1 pseudogene is annotated in these 309 nt (G+C 58.6%); it reads left to right on the forward strand.

Going from position 1 to position 309, the window contains the following annotated elements:
- Positions 1 to 309 (forward strand): annotated as a pseudogene (gene tdh, locus AC0L2R_RS33910) (L-threonine 3-dehydrogenase); the annotation flags it as partial.

The raw sequence follows: 309 nt of genomic DNA on the forward strand, positions 1-309 counted from the left end.
ATGTCGGGTGCGGCACCCGCCTTCCGCGACATGATCGACACCATGAACAATGGCGGCAAGATCGCCATTTTGGGCATCGCGCCGACCGGCTTCGAGATCGACTGGAACAAGGTCATCTTCAAGATGCTGCATCTCAAGGGCATCTATGGCCGCGAGATGTTCGAGACCTGGTACAAGATGATCGCGCTGGTGCAGGGTCCGCTCGACGTCAGTGGGCTGATCACCCACCGCATCGGGATTGACGACTTCCAGACCGGGTTCGATGCGATGAAGAGCGGCAATTCCGGCAAGGTGGTGATGGACTGGTGA

It is taken from the genome of Mesorhizobium sp. WSM4820 (genome assembly GCF_055811075.1).